The organism is Hymenobacter lapidiphilus (assembly GCF_003417065.2).
In the GTDB taxonomy this organism is placed as follows: domain Bacteria; phylum Bacteroidota; class Bacteroidia; order Cytophagales; family Hymenobacteraceae; genus Hymenobacter.
In genome coordinates, this window is the sequence record NZ_QVLT01000026.1 from 32,543 (window position 1) to 57,331 (window position 24,789).

The window sequence follows — 24,789 nt, forward strand, 5'->3', positions numbered from 1 at the left end:
CAACGCGGCCCTACACGGCCGACAGGCGGCGGGCGGCCCAATGCACCAAGCCCAGCGTGCCCAGCACCCAAGCCAGCAGGGCCAGCAGCTCGGCCCGGTAGGGGCGCAGGCTGCCGCCAATGGTGGGCGGCTGGTACGTGAAATCGGCAATGCTCTGCCAGTAGGTCGCGTCCACTTTCCAGCCCCAGTCGCCGGTTTTGGAGCCGCCGTAGGCCATTTTTTCGTTGAGCGTTTTCACCAGCCCGCGCCGGTAGGTTTCGGCCTGTTGCAGGAAGCGCAGGTGGTGGTGAATGTCGGTTCCGGCCAGCCCCCGCGAGAGGCGGCTGACGGCCAGCAGCGGGTCGAGCAGGGCCACGCGGCCCGCCAGCTGGTTTTGCCGCGCCAGGGTGCGCTGCAGGGTGGCGGCCTGCCGGTCGTAGGCGCGGCCGTGGTACACGTCGTCGGCCTGCATCAGCAAACCGTCGGCGTTGAGAGGCAGCTGTTGCAATTCCTTGACCTGGTAGCGCGCCAGCAGCGAATCCTGAAATTGCTTAGCGCGGGCATCGTTGGGGTCGTGGCCATTGAGGCCCTGCTTGTAGGCGGCGTCCAGCTGCTCCTCGAATTGCAGCCGGGTGGGCAGCTGGAACGACTGCTCCCCCACGCTCATCGCCAGCTTGGGCAGCAGGATGGTCAGCCCAAACCAGCCCGCCAGCATCAGCACCAGCACCTGGCTGGGGGCCGCCAGCCGGGCCGACGCGTACACCGTGGCCGTGATAATGAGCACGTAGTACAGCGCGTAGCAGCTCAGCAGCAAGGCCAGCCGTCCCCCTATGTCCCGGCCGCCATCCGCCCCGGCCGGCCCGCTTCGCAGCAGCAGCAGCGCGGCCCCCGACACGGCCAGCACCGCAAGCATCAGCCCGCAGTAGCCCAGCACCTTGCCCCACAGCAGCCGCCGCACCGACACGCCCTGCGCCACGAGCAGCTTCAGGGTGCCGGCCTGCCGCTCGGCCACCACGGCGCGGTGGGCCACGAAAATCAGCATCAGCGGCAGCACCACCTGCCAGAGCACCGTGAACGAGAGCTGCCCGAACCGCACCAGCGACGAATTGCGCTCAGCGGGCGCGAACTGCACCTCGTTCTGAAAGTGGCCTTCGATGCGCAGCGTCACGCCCACGAACTTCTCAATGCCAGGGTCCACCACGCTCAGCAGCGAGGTCGGCTTGAAGACGAACGTGCCGTAATGCGTGGCGTTGTGGGGGTTGGTGGCCCCTTGAGCCAGGAAAAAAGCCCGCATGGCTTGCCGGGCCGCCGCCCGCTCATGGGCGGCTTTCTGGTAGTCGGCGCGGCCGGCCACCAGGCAGAAGACTAGCAGCAGCAGCAAAAACACGCCCAGGCCCCGCACGGCGCGGGTGCGCAGGCTGGTCCGGATTTCGTGGGCGGCAATTTGGAAGACGGGGTTCATGGCGGTAGGGGGCGGGCGTTTTTGAAGCAGACCATCCGGGCGCTTACAGCGCGTAGCCCAGCGTGAGCAGGAAGTTGCGCGGGGTACCGGCGAAGTAGCTGTTGAATAGGCCGCTGCGCACGTAGCGCTTACCCAGCAGGTTGTTGCCGTTGGCTTGCAGCGAGAACTGCCGGTAGCGGTAGCCCACCACGGCATCCACGATGCCGTAGCCGGGGTAAGTCAGCACGTCGGCGTCACCAGGGTTGCGCGTGCTGCTGTAGCGGGCCCCGGTATAGCGGTAGCCGCTCCCCAGCAGCAGGCCTTTCAGGGCGGGCTGACTGAATTCGTAGGTGGTCCAGAAGCTGCTCAGGTGGCGGGGCGTGTTGGCCAGCTCCCCCCCGATTTCCTCCGGCACGTTGCTGTCGGTCACTTCCGTGCGGTTGTAGCTGTAGTTGGCGATGAGCTGCCAGCCGGGCAGCACCGTGCCCGTGAGCGTGGTTTCAATGCCCCGGCTGCGCACGCCGCCCAGCGCGCGGAACAGCACGTCGCCCGTTAGGTCGAACGCCTCGTTGTCAAAATTCAGCACGTTCTTTTTTTGAATCTGGTACACGGCCACCGTGGGCACGAGGCGGTGGTTAAGAAAGTCGCCTTTCCAGCCAATTTCCCCCTGCCGGGTAAGCTCCGGGTCGAAGGGCCCGCCGAACAGGGCCGAGTTGGAGTACTGCGGCACGAAGCCCGTGTTATAATCCACGTAAAACGAGTTGCTGGTCGTGGGCTGATACACCAGGCCGATGCGTGGCAGCAGGGCCGTGGTGTTGTCGGGCGTTTCCTTGAGCTGCTGATAGTCCACCAAGTCGTAGGTCAGCTCGTCGGCGGTGTAGCGGAAATAGTAGTGATTGTAGCGCAACCCCAGCAGGGCCTTGAATTTGGGCGAGAGCGTTACCTGGTCCTGCACGTACACCCCGTAGGTATTGTTCGTGAATTTCTCCCGGCCCGAAACATACCGGACCTTGGCCGGGTCGTTGATTTCGGCGGGGTTGAAAGCCGCGTAGATGGGCGCGTTCACGTTGAGCGGCGCGGCGCGCCACAGGCGCAGACCTTCGGGATAATCCGCGTTTTCGTAGGCCAAATCGAGGCCGCCCGTCAGGCGGTGCTCGGTGCCGGCCAGCGCAATCTGGCCGGTAAGAAAGGCGTTCAGGGTGCGGGTCGGGGCGCTGCGTACCTGCTGGGTGCGGCCGCGACTAAAGCTGCCCGTCGAGTCGAGGGTCGAGCGAATGGAGTAGGAAATATCGTCGGCGCGGCTTTTGGCGTAGCCCAGCCACAGGTTGGCAGCCCAACGGTCGGAGAAGCGGTGCTGCATCTGCGACTGTAACTGGTAGGAGTCGCCTTCGTAGCGGGCATCGGCGGCGGAGACGCGGAAATTATCGGGCACCGAAAACAGCTGACCGGCAGCCTGCGGCAGGTCCGGCACGCCCCGCTGCGTTGACCGGTCGCGGTTGTAGGTCGCGTTTACCTGCCAGCTGGTGTTCACGCCCGGCTCCCAGCGCAGGCTGCTGAACAGCTGCACGGTGCGGTGCTCGAAGTCGCGGGTAAAACGCCCCCCGCGCTCATAGCCGACCCCGGCCAGGGCGTACAGGCGCTTGTCCGAAGTAAGGCTGCCGGCCACGTCGGCCTGCGCCCGAAACAGATTGAAGCTGCCGCCCGAAAGGCCGGCATTTACGGCCGTGGTTTTCTTGGGCTGCTTGGTTACCAGGTTCAAATTGCCCCCCACGGCTCCCTCGCCGTACAAAATGGCCGACGAGCCGCGCAGCACTTCAATCCGCTCCACGTTGGCCAGGAAGGGCATCACGCCCTCCGGGTTGCCGATGCCCTTGATGCCGTTGGTCAGAAAGCTCTGCGAATTCGTCGTGAATCCGCGAAAGCCGTAGTTGCCCGTGGCCGAGGTCTCGCTCACGCCGGCCGCGTTGCGCAGGGCCTCGTCCAGGCGGTATACCTGCTGCTGGCGCAAGGTGCTTTGGTTGATAACCTGCACCGACTGGGGTAAATCCTTGATGGGCGTGTTGGTGCGGGTCAGGCCGCCGGCACTGGTTTCAAATGCCCGCCGTTCGGTTACAACCACCTCCTGCAACACCTGCTGCTCCTTGTCGAGGGCCAGCTGGAGCTGGGTTGTCAGCCCGCCCTGCACCACAATATTTTGCTTCTGAGCCGTATAGCCCACCCCCGACACGATAAGCGTGTACTGACCGGGCGCGATTTTGTCCATGAAAAAGGTGCCGTCAACATCGGTAGCGGTGCCCAAGGCGGTGTTTTCCAGCCGCACCACCAGCCCGATTTGCGGGGCTTGGGCGGCGTCGGTAATCCGGCCGCGCACCGTGCCGGTTTGGGCTACCGCGCAGGTAGCCGACACGCAGCCAATAAGGGTAAAAGCGAGTTTCATGAACTAAGGTTAAATGGTCTGGAGGTAAAGCTCCTGGAGTTCGGGAGCGGTGATTTGGGCGGTGGGCAGCACCGTTGTCAACTCACCCTGGCGCATGATGCCGACCTGGGTGCCGACCTGCACGGCGTTGAAAATGTCGTGGGTGGCCATGAGCACCGTTTTGCCCTGCTGGCCCAGCCCGCGCACCAGGTCCGTGAATTCCTGGGTGGCTTTGGGGTCGAGGCCCGAGGTAGGCTCGTCCATCAGCAGCACGTCGGCATTTTTGGCCAGGGCCACGGCAATGCCCACTTTCTGGCGCATGCCCTTGCTATAGCCGCGCACCGGCCGGGGGTGCGCCGCCGCGTCCAGCCCGGCCCGCGTAAGGCAGTCCGCCAGCTCGGCCGGCGCGTAGCGAAACCCGGCCAGCCGGCTGAAGTAGCGCAGGTTTTCCAGGCCCGACAAGTTGCCGTAGAGCATCACTACTTCCGGGATGTAGGCCACGAAGCGGTTGGTGTCGGGCGCGTTCAGGCGCACGTCCACTCCGTTCAGTTGCGCTTTGCCCGCCGTGGGCGCGATAAAGCCCAGAAACAGGTTGAGGGTCGTGGTTTTACCCGCCCCGTTCTGGCCCAGCAGGCAGCACACGTCGCCGTCGTGCAGCGTCAGGTTCAGGGGGCGCAGGGCCGGCTGGCCGTTGTAGTCTTTGCTGAGTTGCAGGGCTTGTAGTCGAATCATTGCACACGGAAGGAAAATTGTGGGAGGCGGTTCGCTGTCATTTCAGCTATTTGTTCGGCGGTGCGTGGTAGGGGCGCATTCCCGGTGGCATTAAGCCGCACCTGTCAGCCGCGCAGCCGGCGGGGCAGGTTCCAGTAGCCGATTCCAAAGAGCACCGCCGTGGCCGCCAGTAGCTCCAGCAGCCCGAAACCCACGCCCGTGCCAGTGGGAATCGGGGCCTGAAAAATGGGCCGGGCCGCGTAGTCCGCCGCCGTCAGGGGCTGGTTGCGAAACAGGCGCGGGAAGTAGAAACCCACAATCTGGCGGTGGAAGGCGGGCAGGGCGTTGAAAAGGCGCAGGTAGCTGGGCAGGTCGGTGCCGGCCAGCTGGCTGAGCAGGTTTTGGGTGTTCACGGCCGGATTGAACAGGCTAAAGCGGCCTGCCAGGGCCTCGCGGGCGGCTACGGCGCGCAGGTACGCGTCCACCACGGGCTTCTGGCGCTGGGTATTGAGCTGGGAGTTGACGGAGTAGCCTTTGGAGAGCAGGTTGGGCTGAAAGAGCGTGTCGCCGGGCGGGGCCAAGCCCCCATCCTGACGAATGCGCACGCTTGGCACCTGGTTCACCAGCTCCGTCAGCCCAAGGGCCTGCCCGTAATAAGGCCGCACATTGAGCACGGTCACGGCCTGGGCACTCTGCTGCAACGTAGTTGCTTCAGATTGCCCCTGCACTTGAACAGCCGATGACTCCTGGGCGGTGGCCCGCAACGCCAGGCGCAGGCTCGCGGGCTGTACCGGCCGCAGCCGGGCTTCCACTGTTTGGGTGCGGTAGCCTATCAGGCTGCCTACCACCTGGTAGTGGCCGGGGCAGGCCCGCAAGCGGCAGTGGCCGGCGGCGTCGGTAGCCTGGGCCGCGCTGGTTTCGAGTACCCGCACTGTGGCTCCTGGTAAGGGCTGGCCGGTTTCGGCATCAGTAACACGCACCGTCAGAGCCAGTGGGCATTCAGCCGGGGCTACGGACACGGCTGTTCCCGCAGTCTGGCCGTAAACGGCCGGCTGACTGAACAGCCCCGCCAAGAGCGCCACCAGGCCCCAACCGCTTCTTCCCCAGGCGGGTAGCGGCAGATAGAAAGCCATGAAATGAATGGGAGCCGCCCGGCAGCGTGGTACGCTGCCTAACCTACAACGCGAGGAGCTACGCTAATTAGCGCGCCTCGGTGGGTGCCCAACGTACCACGGTGGGCTAGGATACCGGGGGGCCGCGCAGGGCCGCTCCGCGCAACAGGTGCCGGCTGGCCCGCCCGGGGGCGGCTACCCGGTAAGCGGGGAAAGTGGGCTGGACGGCCGCAACTGGTAGCCCGGGCGGTAGGGCCGGCTGGAAAGCGGCGTCGTACAACTGCTCGGTGTGGCAGTGCCGATGCTGTTGGGACCAGTGCTGCCGAATATCATGCTGGCCGGCGGCCTGGGTTTCTACGGCGTCTACGGTGTGGTGGTGAGCGTGAAGGCTCAGCACGGCGGCTTCGGGGGCCATCACGCGCCCAAGCAGCAGTAATAGCCACCATGCCACCAGCTTATTACGTAGATTTCGCGTGCCCATACCGTTACCGAAAGCCCAAAGATACGTGACCAGGTTGTTATTGCAACTATATTGCATATAAATCAAAAGAACCCGGTTGCCGCCACCCACAACTGCCCCAATTAGCTGGCCTGTGCGACCAGCGGCCCGGTCCGCCGGAACGACCAGGTGGTGGCGGCCAGCACGACCAGCGCGTACCCCACGTTTTCGGCAGCTAGCCCGTAGTACACCCCGCCCAAACCGGCCAGCCGGGGTAATAGCAGAATCAGTGGTACGAACAGCAATTCGCGTCCGAACGAAAGCGTAGTCGCCAGCTGTGCCTGCCCCGTGGCTTGAAAGTAGACGTAGCCCGTGGAGGCCAGCGGGGTACCCAGTAGCACCAGCATCAGCAGCCAGAAGTGAGCCAGGTCGGCGGCGGCAAAGGTGGCGGCCGGTAGCAGCAGGTGCAGCACCACCGCCGGAAAAAGCAGCGAGGGTAAGCTAATCAACAGTAGCAGCCCGACGCCGGCCCGCCGGAATACCCGGACTGCTTCCTGGCTCCGCTCATAATTACCCGCCCCATGGTTAATACCCACCGTGGGCTGCAAGGCCTGCAACAGCCCGAACACCGGGAGCAGTGAAAAGCCATAGATTCGGTACACAGCTCCAAAAAAGGCCAGCTCCGCCGTCGTGCCATAAGAAGCTACCGACTTGAAAATAAGCACCTGCCGCACGAAGCTGGTAGCCTGCATCAGGAAGGCCGAGGAGCCGATGGCCATGATTTCGCGGGTAAGCGGCCAGTCGAAATACAGGCGCGGCCGGCCCAGGACCAAGGCCGTGCGGCCCCGTAGCAGATGAAACAGGTTCAGGGCGCAGTAGAGCAGCATGGCCAAGCCCGCGCCCAGGGCCGCGCCGCGCACGCCCCAGTGCAGCCCTCGTACAAGTACCGCCGCCAACACCATATTAGCCACAACAGCCCCAGCCGAAAACGACATGGCCTGCCGAATCTGGCCCGTCGCCCGAATCAGCATGCTCGACGACAGAGCCAGCAGAGTAAAGATGAGGTGGTTTAGTAAATCTGGACAGAATAGGGTGGTATCTTTCCTTCGTCATGAACGAGACACCAAAACCCTACAAACGAAGCAAGTATGATGCGGCCTTCCGCGCCGAGGCCCTGCGCCTGGCCGCCCAAAGCCGCTCGACCCAAGCTGCGGCGCGGGCGCTGAACATCGCCCCCAAACGCCTCTACCAGTGGCAAAAAGCCGCTCAAACTCCGGTGGCCGCCGCCTTGGGTGACACCCTGGACCCGGCTACAGCCGCCTAGTTGCGCCAGTTGCGGGCACTGGCCCGGCGGCAGGCGCAGTAACTGGCCATTTTAAAAAAAGCCATTGCCAGTTGCCTGCTTTAAGCGCAGGCTCTCACAGACCGAGACGCCATGAGCTGCTACCGCTTCATCGCCGCCGAGTGCGGCCACTACCCGGTGCGGCGGCTCTGCCAGGTGTTGGGCGTACCGGCCAGCAGTTACTACGCCTGGCAGGTAGCCCAGGCTGTGGGGCAGAAGGGTGCACCAGCCTGGGAAGCGGCGCTGGTCAAAACCTTTGGGCATCATAAAAGCCGCTACGGTACCCACCGGCTCCAGGTGGCCTTGCGCCAAAAAGGGCATCAGGTAGGTCGTCAGTGCCTACGCGCTGCCATGCGCAGGCGGGGCCTGCGCGCGCTGCAGCCCAAGGCCTACACGCCGCGGACCACCGACTCGACCCATGGCTTACGCTGCGCCCCGAACCGGCTGCTTGACCAGTCCAAGCCGACCCAGGCCAACCGCGTGAGGGTTTCGGACATCACTTATTTGCCGCTGGCCGACGGTAATTGGGCCTATTTATGCGCCTTTCAGGACGCGTGCAGCAAGCACGCCGTGGGCTAGCACGTGATGGCCACCATGCCCGAAGAGTTAGTCATCAAGGCCTTGCAGCGCGCGTTTTTAGCCGGCTACCGTTTAAGGTAATGTAGCTTCTCAGACAACTCACGAAATAGGGCCGGTTTTGAGAATGCTACCGAAACGCAGTTAGTGAGCTAACCTGTCAAACAGATCGGCCTTCCTCTGCCCTTAGAAGTTATCAGCGCGTTATGCTGCTGATTAGCTACCCTAAGGTTTTCTCTCATTGTTTCCCGCTAAAGCTTCGAAGCACGTGGTTGCCAGTTGCGCGTACTCGCCCGCCTCATCTCTAAAGCAGTAGTGAAGAGAAGGGTAGCAGACCACCGCCCACAACCACCAGAGGCCCTACTTTGGCGCAAGGGCCGGGACGCATGCGCCAGCAGCTTGCCCATGTGTTCAACGTACCAGACCCACGCACCAGCAATAGAGGGCATTACGATGACCGTTCAACGCTTGCTTAAGTGGGTGGAGGCACGGGAGTAGCTACTTAAACTGCATAGGTGGCTACCTATTGGAGGGTGACTGATTCTAATTTAGGCGCATAGCATATACCCGTTCAGGTACGGCTGACAAATATCTGGCTATATTCGTACCCGATCGGGGATGAAATATACTACTCTGCCCACTTGTACACCCGATCGGGTGCTATTATGTTATCTTCCCTTGCCTCATTTGTCAAGCAGCGGCGTAAGCTGTTGCACTTGTCCCAGCCCGAGATGGCGGCTAAAGCCGGCGTCGGGCTGCGCTTTGTGCGCGAATTGGAGCAGGGTAAACCTACGCTCCGGCTAGACAAAGTCAACCAAGTACTACGTCTTTTCGGCCACGAAATGGCCCCCGCCCCCCTCGACCGCACCCTGCTTGTGCAACAGCTATGAGAAAGGCCGAAGTATATGTGCGGGAGCACTTGGCGGGGCATCTTACCCAGGACGAGCAGGGCTACACCTTTACCTACTCGCCCGTCTACCTGCTCTCCCCCCTGATGGAGCCCGTAAGTCTGACGCTGCCCTTGCGCCCGGCACCGTATGTGGAACGGGTGCTGTTCCCCTTTTTCGACGGGCTAATTCCCGAGGGCTGGCTGCTGGAAGTGGCTGAGCGTAACTGGAAACTGCAGACCCGCGACCGGATGGGCCTGCTGCTGGCCTGTTGCCGCGACTGCATTGGCAATGTTAGTATCTACCCACTCGAAACAAATGATGAGCGATGAGCCGCTGCCTGTACTGCTACCAGTTGCTGCCGGCTGGCGATGGGTCCGCTTATCATCCGGCCTGTAGCCGAAAGCTATTCGGCCGGACGGTTGCGCCCGCATTTCCTTACAGCGAGGCCGAGCTGCTCTCACTAGCCGAAGAGGTGGTACGACAGCACATCACGGTTACCGGCGTACAACCCAAACTCTCGCTAAGTGTGGCACCCGCCGCTACCAGCACCGGCCAGCCCAGCCGCTTTACCATCGTTGGGGCGCTGGGAGGCGAGTACATTCTCAAGCCGCCGACCAACCACTACCCCCACTTACCGGAAGTGGAAGACCTGACGATGCACCTGGCCCGGCTCACCGGCCTGGCGACGGTACCCCATGGGTTGTTGCGCCTCGAAGGCGACGCGCTGGCCTACGTCACGCGGCGCATTGACCGGCAGAAAGGGCGGAAGCTGGCCATGGAAGATATGTGCCAGCTCACCGAGCGGCTGACCGAGAACAAGTACGATGGCTCCCACGAACAGGTGGCCAAAGCCTTGCTGAAATACTCGGCCAATCCGGGCCTGGACGTGGTTGACTTCTATGAGCTGGTGCTTTTCTGTTTCCTGACCGGCAACGCCGATATGCACTTAAAGAACTTCTCGCTGTTGCACACGCCCGGCCTGGGCTATGGCCTGGCCCCGGCCTACGATCTGGTGGCCACCGTGCTGGTCAACCCGGCGGATACCGAGGAGTTGGCCCTGACGCTCAACGGCAAAAAGAAGCGGTTGCGGCAGGCCGACTTTCGACAGGCCACCCAGCGTGCGGGCATCGACGAGAAAGTGGTAACGCGCATGTTCACGCACTTTGCAGAGGCCAAGCCGGCCTGGCACGCGTTCATTGCTAGCAGCTTTATGCCCGAACAGCTACGGGAGCAATTTCATACGCTGCTCGACCAGCGTTTCGCGCAATGGCAACTGGTATAAAAGCTGAACGGTTGCACCCTTAGATGACAAGCTGTTTGTTCAGAAAACGCTCGTGGCTGTTGCAGAACCCATGACCGGATTCGGGCACGTTTCGTAGCAGAAGCATGCAAGGCAAGAAGCAGTACCTCGACAAAGAAGTGACCCGCTTTCGGCTCTCCGAGCGGATCCCGCCCCATAACCTCTACCGCCGGCTCGCTGAGCTGGTAGACTGGACGTTTCTCTACGAGCAAACGCGCGCGCTTTATAGTCATACCGGCCACCCGTCGCTCGACCCGGTCGTGTTCTTTACGTTGGTGCTCGTGGGCCGACTGGAGAATCTGGTCAGCGACCGGCGCCTCGTCGAGCACTGCGCTCTGCGGCTGGATATCCTCTACTTTCTTGGCTACGAGCTGGACGAAGAACTGCCCTGGCATTCCACAGTGAGCCGCACACGTCAACTCTTCCCCGCATCGGTCTTCGAGCACCTGTTCGATCATGTCTTTGCCCAATGTGTAGCGCAGGGATTTGTCGCCGGTAATATCCAAGCCATCGATTCGGCTCCTGTAAAGGCGAATGCCGCGCTGGAAAGCATGCAGCCCAAGCAAGCCGCTACCGCCGATACCCCACTGTCCACGGGGGTGCTCACCGCCCCGGCGCACCAGCTACTGCAGGAGGCCACCCGCCAAGCGAAGCGCCAAAAAGCACCGGGCGCGTTGGGGGCGACCCACAGCAAAGCCCGTTTACTGAGCAATAAAACGCACTACAGCACAACCGATCCAGACGCCCGCGTGTCGGTTAAACCCGGCAAGGCCCGCGCCTTAAATTACCTCTGTAGCCTGGCGGTCGATACGGGTCACGGCGTTATCAGTCACGTGCAGGCCGACTTCGCTGACAGTCGGGACAGCGTGCACCTGCCCCGCATCGTCGGCAGTTTACAGCCCCGCTTGCAGGCACAGGGACTGTACTGGCACGAGCTACTGGCCGATGCCGGCTACGCCAATGGATTCAATTATGCCTTTCTGGAGGAGCGGGGTATCAGGTCCTGGATGCCGGTATTCGGCAAGTACAAAGTAACGATCGAGGGCTTTACCCATGATTCGGTGACGGACACCTACACCTGCTTAGCCGACAAGCCGCTACCGTTTCGCAAGTTTGACACCAGCGCCGATGGTAACTGGCTCAAGCTTTATTGGGCAGCCTATCAGGACTGCCAGCACTGTGCTCTTAAACCAACCTGTGTGCCCACGGCTAAGCGCAAGCAGCTCACGCGTACGGCGTATGATCCGGCTTACCGACGGGCCTGGGCGCGGCAACAGAGTCCGCAAGGGCAGACGATGCGGCGCAAGCGCCAAAGTACGGTCGAACCCGTGTTTGGCAACCTGATTCATCAGTATGGTCTGCGACGCGTGAGCACGCGCGGTAAAGCCGGGGCCCAGAAGACGATGCTGTTAGCGGCCATTGCCTGCGCCTGCTGCCAGCGGTAGAGCAGCTTGGGGCTGACGCCCAACTGCCGGGCCGCCGCCTGCGTGCTGCGGCTCTCACTGGCTAGGCGCAGCGCCTCCACCTTAAATGCCTCGTCGTATTTACGTCGTTTGTCGGGCGACGCCCCACTGGATTTGGTTGCTATAACAGAAGAAATATACGTCCTTCTTCTGTCCGGCTCGCCTAGACCACCTCATGCCGAATGACCTTTTACAGTATGTAAAAGGGGCCACACCTCATCTAAACCACCCTATTCCGCCCACATTTATTAGACCAGCTTACCTCGAAATCCATCTGTAAACCACGTCCCAATCCTGTCCGGCTTCGCTAGCCCACCTCACCTGTCCGGGTTCGACCTAACCAGACCACCCTGATACTACTTTGTACCGGCCGGAGATGAATCAGCCCATGAAATACCGAGTGGTTCATGGGCTGCTTGTCACCACAGAATGGTGGTCCACCAGCTTAAGCAGCAGAATAAAGAGCTAAAGTTAAGATGTATGTGCTTGCCAAGCAACTGGTTGCGCGAGCCATAATTTTTTTGGTAGAGAAAAGAAGAACAAAAGATGCGTCGATTAGCCCGTTAGCTTGAAAAATACAGAGATGAGAAAAGTAGTCCGAAAAAATTAACTTTGTTGATGAATTGTCGGGCGTAACAATACTGTAGCTTTGCAGCATGCTTCAACCAAAAAACCTGTTGATGAAGCGTGGAACCCAGTTCGACTGGGAACCGCGAGTGGACCGGAAGGTCTGCGGTCCCGTCGGTTTTCCCGATTTTACCACTGGTATTTCTGTTGTTTTTTCCGGGTATTGCCCCGCTACCGTTTCGGATTCCGAAACGGTTTTTTTATGTCCAATGAGTTCGGGGGTTGCCGCTCCGCCGCCGTGGCTGCGGCCCCCATCACCCTGGCTCACACCGGTAGTCACTGCCTTGGGTTCCTGTTCAAGTGATTGGTTATAAACAAGTTGAATGACTTGTTAAACCATATAGGGTGAACCCCTCTGGCTCGTAACTACTGATTACGTACTTAAATTTCCGCAACTCCGGTATGGCACGCAAAGACCTACTCGACATCGCATCCCTGCATCCGGAGGAAATCGAGTTCCTGCTCGACCAATCCAAGTCCTTTAAAAAGCTCTTTACCCATTCGGTGAAGCGAATTCCCGCCCTGGAAGGCAAGTCCGTACTCATGCTCTTTTATGAGGCTAGCACTCGGACTCACTCTTCTTTCGAGGTGGCGGCCAAACGCCTCTCGGCGGAGGTAACGAATTTCGATGTGGCCCACTCCTCCATCTCCAAGGGCGAGTCGGTGCGCGAAACGATTGAGACGCTCCAGGCCATGCGCACCGACTACATCGTCGTTCGCCACAGCCACCCCGGCCTGCCCGGCATGATTGCCCGCCAAACCACGGCCTCGGTTATTAATGCCGGCGACGGAGCGCACGAGCACCCCACCCAGGCCCTGCTGGACGCCTTTACCATCAAGGAAAAATTCCCGGACCCCCGAGGCAAAAAGGTCCTCATAATCGGCGATATTCTCCACTCCCGCGTCGCGCGCTCCACCAGCACCCTGTTGCAAAAGCTGGGCATCGAGGTTGCGTACCTGGGACCGGGCTCGCTGGTGCCCAAGTACGTGCCGGCCTCCATCCACCGCTTCACCGACTATGAGGCGGCTATGGCCTGGGCGCCCGATGTGGTGTACCTGCTGCGCGTGCAGATGGAGCGCCAGGACGTGCAGTTTTTCCCCAGCCTCCGCGAATACCACCGGGTGTACGGCATCACCACTGCCCGGCTGGCAGAAATCAGCGACCTGGGCCTCTACATCATGCACCCCGGACCCGTGAACCGGGGGGTGGAGCTGTGCGACGCCGTGATGGACTACGAGCGCAGCCTTATTACCAACCAGGTCGAAAACGGCATATCTGTCCGCATGGCCGTACTCGACTGGCTCAAGCCGGGCGGGGAATTCCCCAAGCAGGTATCGTATGTAGCGCGGCAGCGAGCCGACTCGACGGTGCTCACGCCCTGATTAAAACGGTCATGCCGAGCGAAGGCGCAGCATAACCGCCCCTTGATTTTCGGCTACTTCCTACATAACCATATCATACCCTATTCATGCTGCTGCTTCAAAACGCCCGCATCGCCTCCGAAAACTCACCCGTACTGCTCGAAAGTGATGTCCTGATTGTCGAAGGAAAAATTCAGGACATCGGCAGCAACTTGGCCATTCCCGAGGGTGGCCAAGTCATCGACGCGCGAGGCCGGGTGCTGATGCCCGGCATGTTTGATGCCCACGTGCATTTTCGCGCCCCAGGGTTTGAGAACAAGGAAACCATCACTACCGGCAGCGAAGCGGCCATCAATGGCGGCGTAACTGGGGTGGTGATGATGCCCAATACCCGCCCGGCCCTCGACTCGGCCACGGCGGTGGCCACTGTGCTCGACAATGCCCGCGACCGGTCGCGCATTCCGGTGTATACCTCCGGCTGCGTTACCAAGAACCGGGAGGGCAAGGAGCTGGCGGAAATTGAGGGCATGCGCGAGCTCGGGGTGAAAATGCTCACCGACGACGGCGATACCACGGCCGACCCGGCCGTGCTGCTGCGGGCCATGCAGTATGCCACCGAATTTGGGATGTTTTTCGCCAGCCACTGCGAGGTGCCGGAACTGGCCGGGCCGCGTGCCGTGAATGAAGGGGTGATGAGCTACAGGCTCGGCATTAAGGGTTCGCCGGCGTGCGCGGAGGAAATCATCATCGACCGCGACATCCGCCTGGCCCATGCGGCGGGCGCGCACGTGCATATCCAGCACGTTTCGAGCAAACTGGGCATGGAGACCATCCGCTGGTGGAAATCCCGCGGCGATGTGAAGGTGACGGCGGAAGTCACCCCGCACCACCTGATGTTCATCGACGAGCACATCGGCGACTACGACACGAACTACAAGATGAACCCGCCGCTGCGCACTCAGGCCGATTGTGATGCGCTGCTCGAAGGGCTCATTGAGGGCGTATTCGACATCATCTCCACCGACCACGCGCCGCACACGCCGTTCGAAAAAGCCCAGGATTTCATCACCGCGCCCAATGGCATTACCGGCCTGGATACGGCCCTGGTGTCGCTCTACCACCACTTTGTAGAGCCCGGAAAATTTGGGTGGGACGTGTTGGTGAAGCGCTATTCGGCGGAGCCCCGCCGCCTGATGGGCCTGCCGGCTGCCTCCATCGAAGTCGGCCAGCCGGCCAACTGCGTTTTGTTCGATACCGAAGCGGAAACGACCTTCACGCGGGACTTCATGAAATCCAAATCCCAGAACACACCATTTATCGACCAGACGTTGAAAGGTCGGGTGGACCTGGTGATTTTAGGCACGGAAGTGCTGCTGGAACGCGAATAGATAGAGCCCAGCGAAAATCAATGTTTTTGAATAAGAACGGTTATGCTGCGCTTGTCGAAGCATCTCTACCGCTTCGACTGAGCCATTCAACGAAGCGGTAGAGATGCTTGACAAGCTCAGCATGACGACCAAATATTTATCAATGAATACCTCTTCCTCCTCCGAATCCTCTAGCCCCAGCGCTACCCCAGACAAACCCTTGATTGGCGTAGTTATGGGCTCCAGCAGCGACTGGGACACCATGCAGCATGCCGTGCAGATGCTCACCCACTTTGGCGTGGCCCACGAGGCGCGCGTCGTGTCGGCCCACCGCATGCCCGACGACTTGTTCGCCTACGCCGAACAAGCTGGTCCGCGCGGCTTGCAGGCCATCATCGCCGGGGCCGGGGGAGCCGCCCACCTGCCGGGCATGCTGGCCGCCAAAACCACGGTGCCCGTGCTGGGGGTGCCGGTGGCCAGCCGGCATTTGCAGGGCGTGGATTCGTTGCACAGCATCGTGCAGATGCCCAAAGGCGTGCCCGTCGCTACGTTTGCCATTGGCGATGCCGGGGCAGCCAATGCCGCGCTGTTCGCCGTGAGCATGCTGGCCCTGCACGACCCGGACCTGGCGACCAGTCTGCACGCGTTTCGCGCCGCACAAACCGAAGCCGCCCGCGCCATGACGCTGCCCATATGAGCGACGAGACGCATAGCCTCGCCATGACCCCGGTTTTTCCGGGCAGTGTGGATGCCGCTGGCCAACGAGCAACCCTGGGGGTGCTGGGCGGCGGCCAGTTGGGCCGCATGTTTGTGCATGCCGCCCAGCGCCTGGGGTACTTCACCGCCGTGCTGGAGCCCGACGCGCAAAGCCCGGCCGGGCTGGTGAGCCACCACCACATCCAGACCGACTACAACGACCCAGCCGGGCTGGCGCAACTGGCCCACCTGTGCCAGGCCATCACCACCGAGTTTGAAAACGTGCCCGCCCAGGCCCTGCAAACGCTGGCCCTAACCCGCCCCGTGGCCCCGGGCGCGGCCGTGGTCGGCATTGCCCAGGACCGCATCGAGGAAAAAGCCCACTTCACGGCCGGCGCCGACCTGTCGGGGGTGGCCTGCGCACCCTACGCGGTGATTGAAACGCCGGCCCAGCTCCAGGCCGTGCGGAACGACCGGGCTGATTTGCTGCCCGGCATCCTCAAAACCGCTCGTATGGGCTACGACGGCAAGGGTCAGGTCCGGGTGAAGACTGCCGCTGAGCTGGCCGCCGCTTGGGCCGAGCTGGGCAGCGTGGCCTGCGTGCTGGAAAAGATGCTGCCGCTCACGGCCGAGTGTTCGGTGCTGGTGGCACGCGGCTGGGACGGGCAAGTTGTCAGCTTTGCCGCCCAGCGCAACGTGCATGTCGATGGCATTTTGGCCGTGACCCACGCTTACGAAGGCAATATGCCGCCAGCACTGGCCACCAGGGCCCGCAACGCGGCCGTTTCCCTGGCGCAGCATCTGGGCTATGTGGGGGTGCTGTGCGTTGAGTTTTTTGTAGTGGAAGGCGACAACGAGCACGGCAACTTGGTAGTCAATGAGATGGCCCCGCGCCCGCACAACAGCGGCCACTACACCCTGGACGCCTGCGACGTGTCGCAGTTTGACCTGCAGGTTCATGCCATGGCGGGCCTGCCCTTGCCATCGCCGCGCCAGCATTCCCAGGCCATCATGCTTAATCTGCTGGGCGAGGTGTGGTTTGACGGCAACGGGCAACGGCGGGAGCCGGACTGGCACGCCGTGCTGAGTTTGCCGGGGACACACCTGCATCTGTACGGCAAGGCAGAAGCGCGTGCCGGCCGCAAGATGGGCCACCTGACCATCACCGGCCCGGATGTCGCCAGTGTAAAAACCACGGCGCGCCGCGCCGCTGGTTTGCTCGGCTTGCCGGGTCTGAATGATATCTAGCTGCCATTGTCTGCGCTTAACCAAGCGCGTCCTAGCAATCGTCAAAACCAACCGCTAAAACCTAAACCCTACCCATCGAAATGCTCTGCCCTTCTTCGTTAAGGAGTGGGGGGGGGCGAGGGTAAGGTAAACCGCCACGCTATGTCCCAAACAGTAAAACTCATCTTCGAAGACGGCACCTCCATCTCCGGCGAATCCTTCGGGGCCTTCACCTCCGCTGCCGGCGAAGTCGTGTTCAGCACGGCCATGACGGGCTACCCCGAAAACCTCACCGACCCGTCCTTCGCCGGCCAGATTCTGGTGCTCACCACCCCCATGGTGGGCAACTACGGCGTGCCTGGCGAAGCGCTTTACGAGTCGATTTCGACCATTTTCGAGTCCGACAAAATCCACGTTGCCGGGCTGGTCGTCAATTACTACTCCGAGGAGCACAGCCACTGGAACGCCGCCAAAAGCCTCGGCGACTGGCTGAAGGAGTACAACATCCCCGGTATCGCCGGTGTCGATACCCGGATGCTCACCAAGAAGCTGCGCGAGAACGGCGCGATGCTGGGCAAAATCGTGGCCGAAACCGACGTGCCCTTCCACGACCCCAACCTCGATAACCTGGTGGCGCAGGTGAGCCAGCCCGGCGTGCAGCACTACGGCGGCGGCCGGCACAAAATCGTGCTCGTGGACTGCGGCACCAAAACCAACATCATCCGCTGCTTCCTGGAACGCGACGTGGAGCTGATTCGCGTACCCTGGGACTACGATTTCACGACCCTGGCATACGATGGCCTGTTCCTGAGCAACGGCCCCGGCGACCCCAAAATGTGCGAGGCCACCATCCGGCACCTGCAAAAGGCCCTGGCCCAGGACAAGCCCATTTTCGGCATCTGCCTGGGCAGTCAGCTCATGGGCCTGGCCGCGGGCGGCGACACCTTCAAGCTGAAATACGGCCACCGCAGCCACAACCAGCCCGTGAAGCTCACTGGCACCCAGCGCTGCTACATCACCAGCCAGAACCACGGCTTCGCGGTGGATACCGAAACGCTCCCCGCCGAGTGGCAGATGCTGTTTGAGAACCTGAACGACGGGACTTGTGAAGGCATCAAGCACACGTCCAAGCCGTTCTTCTCCACCCAGTTTCACCCCGAGGCCGCTGGCGGGCCGGAGGATACGGAGTTTCTGTTTGATGATTTTCTGAAGGAGGTGGCGGAGTATAAGGCACAGCGATAAAGAAAGAACGAGGGAACCAGAACGTCATGCAGAGCGGAGCACAGCATCTTGCCCGCTTCGTTGTAAATCCCAAATAAATATGCCTCGCCAAAAAACGACGCTTCAGCAACTTAAAGATTCGCTCAAAGAAGCGAAGCAAGAAAACGACGTTGTTCTTCAAGAAGAGCTAAAGCAAATTCTTGTGACTTTGCAGCAACCGTGGCATTAGACATTTCGGGTACAGGCTAATTTATTAAAAATCGCAACCAGTCACGTAACAAAACATTTCATAGCTGATATTTTCGGAACAGCTAAAGATTCGAAAGTATTAAAGCCGCTTATGAAAGCGGCTTTGGCTCCCGAAAACGAAAATTATAATTCAGTTTATTTCTGGAGTTGCTCGGAATACGATTGTACTGCACACCTGAATTTTTTCGTAAAATTTCTCTTGGAATCTAAAGACCCCGGAGAATCAATGGTCGCCTGCATGACCGTTATCGAAGAAATGCAGGGGCCTTTTGGTTCAGAGGTCGTTACCAAAGTTATACCTAAGCTACTCCGACGTAAACGAAGCCATTTAGAGCCCGAATTACAGAAACAAGATGAGTTGTTTACAATACAAGCTGCTTACACTTTGCTAGACAAATACTTTAGTCAAGTCGATACTATTTGGAAGGACAAACATCCTGTATTTGAAAATCCAATTCAAATAGTCAATGTTGCGCGCGAAAAGCTCCGGCTTCACTCGAAATAATGCTTTGATAATTTCAAAACAACATACATCAACCACAAATCGTCTGGCTCCCCCTCTCCCAAAGGAGAGGGGGCCGGGGGGTGAGGTTACGCACATGAACAAACCCAACAAAGTACTCATCCTCGGTTCCGGCGCGCTGAAAATTGGCGAGGCCGGGGAGTTCGATTATTCCGGCTCGCAGGCCCTCAAGGCGCTGAAAGAGGAAGGCATCCGCACCATCCTCATCAACCCCAACATTGCCACCGTGCAGACCTCCGACGGCATGGCCGACGACGTGTACTTCCTGCCCGTGACGCCCTACTTCGTGGAGGAAGTCATCAAAAAAGAGCGGCCCGATGGCATTCTGGTGGCCTTTGGCGGCCAAACGGCCCTGAACTGCGCCGTGGCCCTGTACCGCGCCGGCGTGTTCGAGCAGTACGGCGTGCGGGTGCTGGGTACGCCCGTGCAGAGCATCATCGACACCGAGGACCGGGAGATTTTCAAGGTCAAGCTCGACCAGATTGGGGTGCTCTGTGCCCGCAGCGTGGCCTGCACCACGATGGAAGCTGCCCTGGCCGCCGGCGAAACCATCGGCTTCCCCATCATCGTGCGGGCCGCGTTTGCGCTGGGCGGGCTGGGCAGCGGCTTCGCCAACAACCCGGACGAGCTGCGGGCCGTGGTGCAGCAAGCCTTTACGACTTCGGACCAGATTCTGGTGGAAGAATCGCTGAAGGGCTGGAAGGAAGTGGAGTACGAAGTGGTGCGCGACCAGTTTGATAACTGCATCACGGTCTGCAACATGGAGAACTTCGACCCCATCGGCATTCACACCGGCGAGAGCATCGTGGTGGCCCCGTCCCAAACGCTGAGCAACCGCGAGTACCACAAGCTGCGCACCATCGGCATCCAAACCATCCGGCATTTGGGTATCGTGGGCGAGTGCAACATTCAGTACGCCCTCGACCCCTTTTCCGAAGATTACCGCGTGATTGAGGTGAATGCGCGCCTCTCGCGCTCGTCGGCGCTAGCCTCGAAGGCGACGGGCTACCCGCTGGCCTTCGTGGCCGCCAAGCTGAGCCTGGGCTACTCGCTGGCCGAGCTGAAAAACAGCGTGACGCAGACCACCACGGCCTTTTTCGAGCCCGCCCTCGACTACGTAGTGGTGAAGCTGCCGCGCTGGGACCTGGGCAAATTCGCGGGCGTGAACCGCCAGATTGGCTCGGCCATGAAGAGCGTGGGCGAGGTGATGGCGATAGGAAAATCGTTTGAGGAAGCCATTCAGAAGGGCCTGCGGATGCTCGATACCGGCAAGCGCGGCTTCGTGGCCAACCGGCCCGAAAACATTGAACCCGACACGATTGATAAGCTCCTGAGCGAGCCTAATGAAGAGCGCATCTTCGCCATCAACAGTGCCTTCGAGGCCGGCTATACGCTGGAGCAGGTGCATCAACTGACCAAGATTGACCACTGGTTTTTGCAGCGCCTGTTCACCATTTTCGAGCTGGGCCAGCGGCTGGCCACCCACCGCGCTACCGGCCTCGATTCGTTGGAAACCAAGTTGTTGCGCAAGATGAAGCAAGCCGGTTTCTCGGACCAGCAGATTGCCGTGCAACTGCTGGGCGAGGGCGACATGAAGGCCGATGAGTTGCGCGTGCGCGCCCGCCGCAAGGCCCTGGGCGTGCTGCCCGTGGTAAAGCAGATTGACACGCTGGCCGCCGAATTCCCCGCCAAAACCAACTACCTCTACACTACCTACCACGGCACCGAAAACGACCTGGACCGCGAAACCGCCAAGTCCATCGTGGTGCTGGGCTCGGGCGTGTACCGCATCGGCTCGTCGGTCGAGTTCGACTGGTGCGGCGTGCAAGCCGTGCAAACCGCCGCCGAGGATGGCTACAAAACCATCCTCATCAACTACAACCCCGAAACCGTATCCACCGACTACGACGTGAGCGACCGGCTCTACTTCGAGGAGCTGAGCTTCGAGCGGGTGATGGACATTCTGGATTTCGAGCAGCCAGGGGGCGTGATTCTGAGCACCGGTGGCCAGATTCCCAACAACTTAGCCATGCGCCTCGAAGAAGCCCACGCGCCCATCCTGGGCACCACGGCCGCGCACATCGACGAGGCCGAGAACCGCCACAAGTTCTCGCGCATCATGGACGAGCTGGGCATTGCCCAACCGCGCTGGAAGGAGCTGACCTCGCTGGAAGCCATGCACGAGTTCGTGCGGGAAGTGGGCTACCCGGTGCTCATCCGGCCGAGCTACGTGCTGTCGGGCGCGGCCATGAACGTGGTTTCCAACGCCTTCGAGCTGGAAGAATTCCTGAAAGCGGCCCGGGAAGTGAGCGCCGAATACCCGGTGGTGGTGTCCGAATTCATGCAGGAAGCCAAGGAAATTGAGCTGGATGCGGTGGCCGACCGGGGCGAAATCGTGAGCTACGCCATTTCCGAGCACGTCGAGTTTGCCGGCGTGCATTCCGGCGACGCCACCATGTACTACCCGCCCCAGCGGGTGTACGTGGGCACCATCCGCAAGCTCAAAATCATTGCCGAGAAGGTGGCCCGCCGCTACGAAATCAGCGGCCCGTTCAACATCCAGTTTCTGGAAAAAAACGGGGCCATCAGCGTGATTGAGTGCAACCTGCGGGCCTCGCGCAGCTACCCCTTCGTGTCGAAAATATCGGGCAACAACCTCATCAAAAAAGCCACCCAGGTGCTGCTGGGCAAGCAAGTGCCCCGCGACGAGAGCGAGCGGGTGTACGACTTGCCCTTCGTGGGCGTGAAGGCCCCGCAGTTCTCCTTCACCCGCCTGCCCGGCGCCGACCCGGTGCTGCGCGTGGACATGGTGAGCACCGGTGAAGTGGGCTGCCTGGGCGACACCGCCGAGGAAGCGCTGTTGAAAGCCATGCTGAGCGTGGGCTACAAAATCCCGGCGAAAACGGTGCTCATTTCCGGCGGCCCCATCCAGTCGAAAGTGGCGCTGCTCTCCGCCACCGAGCTGCTGGTGAAGCGTGGCTACCAGCTTTACGCCACCCAGGGCACCCACCGCTTCTTCGCCGAAAACAGCATCCCCAGCTCGTTGCTATTTTGGCCCGATGATATGCAAGAGCCCAACGTGCTGACGTATCTGAAGGAAAAGAAAATCGACTTAGTAATTAATATCCCCAAAAACCTCTCAAAAGGCGAGCTGGATAACGACTACAAAATCCGCCGCACCGCCGTGGATTCCGGCGTACCGTTGCTGACGAATGCGCGGCTGGCAAAGGCGTTTATCAAGGCGTTTTGCAGGCTGGAGATGAAGGATTTGAAGATTAAGAGCTGGAACGAGTATAAGGCCATGTAGCGCGGACTTGGTAGTCCGTATGGCTGTACATCGACCTAAGATTTCCACTAAGAGCCTGTTAAAGTTCAGGAATTCTAAAAACCTGTACCGCGAAAACTTATTCGCTGAACCCGACCAACCGTTTGGCCCAAATGCCCGTGTATAAATTCCTCATCAAACCCCTGCTTTTCAACTTCGACGCTGAGCGCGCCCATTATCTCGTTTTCGATAATTTGCGCCGTGCTGCGCGGATGCCGGGTACCAAAGCGCTGTTGCGGACGCTATATAATTTCCAGGATTCCAGCCTGGAGCGGGAGGTTTTCGGGCTGAAATTCCCTAACCCCGTGGGCCTGGCGGCGGGGTTTGATAAGAACGCAGCCCTGACCGATGAGCTGGCCACGCTAGGCTTTGGCTTCGTGGAGATTGGGACCGTGACGCCCCGGCCGCAGTCCGGTAACCCCGCGCCGCGCCTGTTTCGACTGCCGCAGGACGAGGCGCTGGTGAACCGCATGGGCTTCAACAACGACGGGGCAGCCGTGGTAGCGGCCCGGCTGGCCCGGCGGCGTAACCGGCAGCTTATCATCGGCGGTAACATTGGCAAGAACAAGGACACGCCCAACGAGCACGCCGCCGCCGATTACGTGGCCGGCTTTGAGGCTCTGGCCGAGGTGGTCGATTACTTTGTGGTGAACGTGAGCTCACCCAACACGCCCAACCTACGCCAGTTGCAGGAGAAAAAGCCCCTAATTGAGCTATTGCAGCAGGTGCAGGCCCGGAACCTGGCCCGCGCCGTGCCGCGTCCGCTGCTGCTCAAAATCGCGCCCGACCTCACGGATTCGCAGCTCGACGACATTCTGCTCATCGCCCGCGAAACCAACCTGAGCGGCCTCGTCGCCACGAATACCACTATCAGTCGCGATAACCTGAGCACCGAGCCTGGTTACGTAGCCAGCCTCGGTGCGGGTGGCCTGAGCGGCAAGCCGCTGCGGGCGCGGGCCACCGAAGTCATTCGCTACCTGCACCGAAAATCGGACGGACGGCTGCCTATTATCGGCGCCGGTGGCATTCACTCGGCGGCCGATGCACGGGAAAAGCTTGACGCGGGGGCTTCGCTCATTCAACTTTACACCGGGTTCATTTATGAAGGGCCGGCGCTGGTGAGCCGGATAAACCGGAGCCTGGTGCCAATAGGGTAACTAAAGCAAGAGTAAGAACCCCCCCCCGTTAGAGTGAGGTGGTCCAGCTAAAACGGACAGTGAGAAGTCTTCCCTGCCCATGACCGAGAAACTAAATCCTGGCGTTTTGCCCGCCACGCGCAAGAAATACACGCCCGCGTTCAAAGTCGAGTGCGTGCGCCAAGTGGTGGCCGGTGCCCGACAATCCGACGTGGCCCGCGCCCAAGGCATTTCGCCGGCCCTGCTGGGCCGCTGGCAGCGCGAGGCACTGGAAAAGGCCGTGCCCAGCAGCGCCGAGCGGGGAGAAATCAAGCGGCTGCGCGCCGAGCTGCGGCGCGTGGAAATAGAGCGCGATATTTTAAAAAAAGTCGTGACCATCTTTGCGCAACCGCCTCAGTCATGAGCCGCTACCAGTTCATTCAAGCCTGCACCGAGCCCTGGCCCGTGCGGTTGCTCTGCCGCCTGTTGGCCGTCAGTGCAACCGGTTATTATCAATGGCACAAACGCCCGGCTCGACTGGCTGCAGTTTGGCATTTGGCAGCGCAGGAGGCCTTTACGCGCCATGCTCGCCACTACGGCACCCGGCGGTTGCAGGCTGAATTACGCGCTGAAGGCCATGCCGTGGGTCGCTATGCCCTGCGCTCGTGGCTGCACCGAAATGGGCTGCGGGCGCTGAGCACCCGCCCGCAACGCCCCCGCACGACCGTGGCCGACCCGGCCGCCGTCGTGACCGAAAACCTGCTGCTCGGTCAGCCTGCCCCCACCGCCCCCGATCAGGTGTGGGTGGGCGACATCACCTATTTGCCGCTGGCGGGCGGACACTGGTGCTATCTAGCTACCTGGCGTGACACCTGTTCGCGCCGGGTTGTGGGCTGGCACCTGGCGGCCCAGATGCCTACCGAACTCGTGCTCTTCGCGCTTGAACAAGCGCTGACGCTGCGTCAACCCGCGCCAGGGCTTATCATCCATGCTGACCACGGCAGTCAGTACACCAGCGCCGCCTGCCGGGCCCGCATCGAGCGGGCCGAAGCGGTGGCCAGCTTCAGCCGGCCGGGTAATCCCTACGACAACGTGCAGGCCGAAGCCGGCTGGAGCACGCTCAAAACCGAATTGCTGCCTCCTGGAACCGCTTTTTCCAGCTTGGAGGAGGCCCGTCTGGAAGTTGCTCATTACCTCGATACTTACTTCAATCTCGACCGCCGCCACTCCGCCCTCGGCTACCGCTCACCCCATCAATTTGAACAAGAATTCAAAACCAACCTACCTTAGCTTACTGTCTGTTTTCACTGCACCACCCCAGCCGGAGCACGTAGGGGAATTCGGACAGCAATTGCGGGCGCAGTGTTCCGGCTGTCAGCTGCTGTTCTGTGGTTCGCTGGCCCGGCAT

The 24,789-nt window shown here is 60.9% G+C and carries 22 protein-coding genes and 1 pseudogene; 17 read left to right on the plus strand and 6 right to left on the minus strand.

The annotated features are described in order from the left end of the window. Positions 1–10: 10 nt before the first annotated feature. The 6 genes from D0N36_RS14350 to D0N36_RS14375 form a co-directional block, all read right to left on the minus strand. Positions 11–1,441 carry an ABC transporter permease gene (locus tag D0N36_RS14350; protein WP_116942486.1) on the minus strand — a complete coding sequence of 477 codons (1,431 nt, stop codon included), beginning with the start codon at positions 1,439–1,441 and terminating at the stop codon, positions 11–13. Positions 1,442–1,484: 43 nt separating this feature from the next. Continuing rightward, the gene (locus D0N36_RS14355) at positions 1,485–3,857 is read right to left on the minus strand and encodes a TonB-dependent receptor (protein WP_116942487.1); all 2,373 of its coding nucleotides are present in this window, start codon (positions 3,855–3,857) and stop codon (positions 1,485–1,487) included. 9 nt (positions 3,858–3,866) lie between these two features. After that, positions 3,867–4,568, minus strand: coding sequence for an ABC transporter ATP-binding protein (locus D0N36_RS14360; protein WP_116942488.1), 702 nt, complete (start codon positions 4,566–4,568; stop codon positions 3,867–3,869). A gap of 104 nt (positions 4,569–4,672) precedes the next feature. After that, positions 4,673–5,680 carry a DUF3526 domain-containing protein gene (locus tag D0N36_RS14365; protein WP_116942489.1) on the minus strand — a complete coding sequence of 336 codons (1,008 nt, stop codon included), beginning with the start codon at positions 5,678–5,680 and terminating at the stop codon, positions 4,673–4,675. Between the two features lie 106 nt (positions 5,681–5,786). After that, on the minus strand, positions 5,787–6,140 hold the full coding sequence (locus tag D0N36_RS14370; protein ID WP_147320915.1) for a hypothetical protein: 354 nt from the start codon (positions 6,138–6,140) through the stop codon (positions 5,787–5,789). A gap of 101 nt (positions 6,141–6,241) precedes the next feature. Beyond that, positions 6,242–7,129 (minus strand): MATE family efflux transporter, encoded by an 888-nt coding sequence (locus D0N36_RS14375; RefSeq protein WP_116942491.1) that lies wholly within the window; start codon positions 7,127–7,129, stop codon positions 6,242–6,244. Between the two features lie 80 nt (positions 7,130–7,209). Here D0N36_RS14375 and D0N36_RS14380 point away from each other — a divergent pair, with 80 nt between their 5' ends. From D0N36_RS14380 to D0N36_RS14450, 17 genes and pseudogenes are all read left to right on the plus strand, one after another. After that, entirely contained in the window at positions 7,210–7,422 is a 213-nt protein-coding gene (locus D0N36_RS14380; RefSeq protein WP_116942492.1) for a transposase, read from the plus strand. Between the two features lie 111 nt (positions 7,423–7,533). Beyond that, complete coding sequence (locus D0N36_RS14385) at positions 7,534–8,019, plus strand: IS3 family transposase (protein WP_116942493.1); 486 nt, start codon at positions 7,534–7,536, stop codon at positions 8,017–8,019. Between the two features lie 662 nt (positions 8,020–8,681). Then, complete coding sequence (locus D0N36_RS14390; protein ID WP_116942494.1) at positions 8,682–8,906, plus strand: helix-turn-helix transcriptional regulator; 225 nt, start codon at positions 8,682–8,684, stop codon at positions 8,904–8,906. Beyond that, positions 8,903–9,235, plus strand: a complete 333-nt coding sequence (locus D0N36_RS14395; protein ID WP_116942495.1) for a HipA N-terminal domain-containing protein — start codon at positions 8,903–8,905, stop codon at positions 9,233–9,235. Before D0N36_RS14390 ends, D0N36_RS14395 begins: the two co-directional genes overlap by 4 nt. Continuing rightward, the gene (locus D0N36_RS14400) at positions 9,232–10,188 is read left to right on the plus strand and encodes a HipA domain-containing protein (RefSeq protein ID WP_116942496.1); all 957 of its coding nucleotides are present in this window, start codon (positions 9,232–9,234) and stop codon (positions 10,186–10,188) included. Before D0N36_RS14395 ends, D0N36_RS14400 begins: the two co-directional genes overlap by 4 nt. A 104-nt stretch (positions 10,189–10,292) precedes the next feature. Beyond that, entirely contained in the window at positions 10,293–11,651 is a 1,359-nt protein-coding gene (locus tag D0N36_RS14405) for an IS1182 family transposase (protein WP_116942497.1), read from the plus strand. A 1,047-nt stretch (positions 11,652–12,698) separates the two neighbouring features. Then, the gene (locus tag D0N36_RS14410; RefSeq protein ID WP_116942499.1) at positions 12,699–13,679 is read left to right on the plus strand and encodes an aspartate carbamoyltransferase catalytic subunit; all 981 of its coding nucleotides are present in this window, start codon (positions 12,699–12,701) and stop codon (positions 13,677–13,679) included. An 86-nt stretch (positions 13,680–13,765) separates the two neighbouring features. Then, positions 13,766–15,046 (plus strand): dihydroorotase, encoded by a 1,281-nt coding sequence (locus tag D0N36_RS14415; RefSeq protein ID WP_116942500.1) that lies wholly within the window; start codon positions 13,766–13,768, stop codon positions 15,044–15,046. A 142-nt stretch (positions 15,047–15,188) separates the two neighbouring features. Beyond that, positions 15,189–15,722 (plus strand): 5-(carboxyamino)imidazole ribonucleotide mutase, encoded by a 534-nt coding sequence (purE, locus tag D0N36_RS14420; protein ID WP_116942501.1) that lies wholly within the window; start codon positions 15,189–15,191, stop codon positions 15,720–15,722. Next, the gene (locus tag D0N36_RS14425; protein WP_199798342.1) at positions 15,719–16,969 is read left to right on the plus strand and encodes a 5-(carboxyamino)imidazole ribonucleotide synthase; all 1,251 of its coding nucleotides are present in this window, start codon (positions 15,719–15,721) and stop codon (positions 16,967–16,969) included. Before purE ends, D0N36_RS14425 begins: the two co-directional genes overlap by 4 nt. Positions 16,970–17,110: 141 nt before the next feature. After that, positions 17,111–18,190: a glutamine-hydrolyzing carbamoyl-phosphate synthase small subunit gene (carA, locus tag D0N36_RS14430; RefSeq protein ID WP_116942513.1), complete on the plus strand. Its 1,080-nt coding sequence runs from the start codon at positions 17,111–17,113 to the stop codon at positions 18,188–18,190. 79 nt (positions 18,191–18,269) lie between these two features. Further along, positions 18,270–18,398: a hypothetical protein gene (locus tag D0N36_RS19995; protein WP_262895324.1), complete on the plus strand. Its 129-nt coding sequence runs from the start codon at positions 18,270–18,272 to the stop codon at positions 18,396–18,398. A 219-nt stretch (positions 18,399–18,617) separates the two neighbouring features. Continuing rightward, complete coding sequence (locus D0N36_RS14435) at positions 18,618–18,923, plus strand: hypothetical protein (protein WP_147320916.1); 306 nt, start codon at positions 18,618–18,620, stop codon at positions 18,921–18,923. A gap of 94 nt (positions 18,924–19,017) precedes the next feature. Further along, positions 19,018–22,248, plus strand: a complete 3,231-nt coding sequence (gene carB / locus D0N36_RS14440; protein ID WP_116942503.1) for a carbamoyl-phosphate synthase (glutamine-hydrolyzing) large subunit — start codon at positions 19,018–19,020, stop codon at positions 22,246–22,248. Between the two features lie 137 nt (positions 22,249–22,385). Beyond that, positions 22,386–23,423 (plus strand): quinone-dependent dihydroorotate dehydrogenase, encoded by a 1,038-nt coding sequence (locus D0N36_RS14445; RefSeq protein ID WP_116942514.1) that lies wholly within the window; start codon positions 22,386–22,388, stop codon positions 23,421–23,423. Between the two features lie 79 nt (positions 23,424–23,502). Then, positions 23,503–23,721, plus strand: a pseudogene (locus D0N36_RS19725) (transposase); the annotation flags it as partial. Then, on the plus strand, positions 23,655–24,671 hold the full coding sequence (locus D0N36_RS14450) for an IS3 family transposase (RefSeq protein WP_242478932.1): 1,017 nt from the start codon (positions 23,655–23,657) through the stop codon (positions 24,669–24,671). The pseudogene D0N36_RS19725 and the gene D0N36_RS14450, both read left to right, overlap by 67 nt. Positions 24,672–24,789 lie beyond the last annotated feature (118 nt).